The organism is Maribacter sp. (genome assembly GCF_049667165.1).
In the GTDB taxonomy this organism is placed as follows: Bacteria; Bacteroidota; Bacteroidia; order Flavobacteriales; family Flavobacteriaceae; genus Maribacter_A.
On sequence record NZ_JBATHS010000376.1, the window covers coordinates 1 to 1,704 of the forward strand.

The following is a 1,704-nucleotide window of genomic DNA, read 5'->3' on the forward strand; positions in this document are numbered from 1 at the left end:
TAAAGGTGTATAAAAAGTCTGAAAATTGGTATTTGATCCAAACACCGGACCATTATATGTCATGGGTAGATAGTGGAGGGGTTGAATTGATGGATACGGTCGCAGCAAACCAATGGAAATCTGTCGAGAAGATCATAGTTACGAAAACCTATGGACACACCTATTCCAATGCTGATAAAAACTCCCAAGTGGTTTCCGATATCGTGGCTGGGGGAATTTTGGAAAAGTTAAATGATGACACCGATTTCTTTAAAGTTGCTTATCCGGATGGTAGAATTGCCTATATTGATAAGAACGAGGCCAAAGATTATGGGCAATGGTTACAAGATTTAAATCCGACCACGGCTTCTTTGGTCGAAACTTCCAAAACACTTATGGGGGTGCCCTATCTTTGGGGAGGCACCTCGACCAAAGGAGTTGATTGTAGCGGGTTTACCAAAACCATTTACTTTTTGAACGGTATGGTCATCCCACGTGATGCATCCCAACAAGTGCATACCGGTAAACCCATAGATTCAACACAGCACTTTGAACATCTAATAGAAGGTGATTTATTGTTCTTCGGACGAAAAGCGACGGATTCCACCCCCGAAAAAGTGGTACATGTGGGTATGTGGATCGGGAATAATGAGTTTATCCATGCTTCCGAAATGGTTCGTATCAGCAGCATGGACCCCAAAGCACCTAATTTTGATGAATATAATCTGAACCGGTATTTACGTACTCAGCGAATTCTAAAAGAAGAAGATGAAGGCCTTATCAATTTGGTAAACACACCGATTTTTAAAGACTAGGTGACCTTTTTTTATTCATAATTCAGGATGCCGCATCCGTAGTTAAAAAATTGGTATTCATCAGTAAACAATCCTTGGTTTCTATAAACCTTTTACGACAACTGTGTCATTCCGCACTTGATGAGGAATCCAGGTTTCATAAGTGGATTCCTGCTTTTGCAGGAATGACAAACGGCGGTTGCTGTATTATCCGTTGGAAAGAATTTCATGCTTTCAAAAAACTTTGGAATGTAAATCAATAGTAGGTTTAACGTATTTGGCCATCAATGTTTGATTAAAACATGTTCTTCAATTCGTTTTTAGTGACTTTTCCCAATACATTTCGGGGCAATTCCTTTCGAAGGATGTATTTCCGAGGGATTTTGTAGGCTGGCAAATACTCTTTAAGCCATTCGGATACTTTTGTAGGATCCAAGGTTTCCAAATCCGAAACCAAACAAGCTGCAACCACCTCTCCCCATTCCTCATCAGGAAGTCCGACCACTGCACAGTCGCTAATCCCTTCAAATTTTCGAAGTACATCCTCAATTTCCAAGGCCGATATTTTATAGCCGCCCGATTTGATGATATCCACGCTATCACGGCCAAGAATTTTATATAGTCCATTGTTCAACATGCCAATATCGCCCGTAATGAACCAACCATCATCGGTAAATGCTTTTTGGGTCTCCTCTGGGTTTTGCCAGTATTCCATAAAAACACTAGGCCCTTTAAACTGGAATTCCCCGGGTTCATTCTCCCCGACTGGATTATCGCCCACATCAACCAACCGCATTTCAACGGTAGGTAATGGCAAGCCCACATGTCCCGATCTTCGTTCCCCACGATAGGAATTGGATAATCCCATTCCAATTTCCGTCATCCCATAGCGTTCCAATAAGGTTTGGTGGGTAATGGTTCGCCACTTTTC

At 41.7% G+C, this 1,704-nt stretch carries 2 protein-coding genes; one reads left to right on the top strand and one right to left on the bottom strand.

All coding sequences use genetic code 11. The annotated features are described in order from the left end of the window. A partial coding sequence (locus WBM98_RS16875; protein ID WP_424367187.1) for a C40 family peptidase occupies positions 1 to 794 on the top strand: 794 nt, incomplete at its 5' end. A gap of 274 nt (positions 795 to 1,068) precedes the next feature. Here WBM98_RS16875 and WBM98_RS16880 read toward each other — a convergent pair. Next, positions 1,069 to 1,704 (bottom strand): AMP-binding enzyme (locus WBM98_RS16880; protein ID WP_424367188.1); only part of this gene is annotated, 636 nt, incomplete at its 5' end.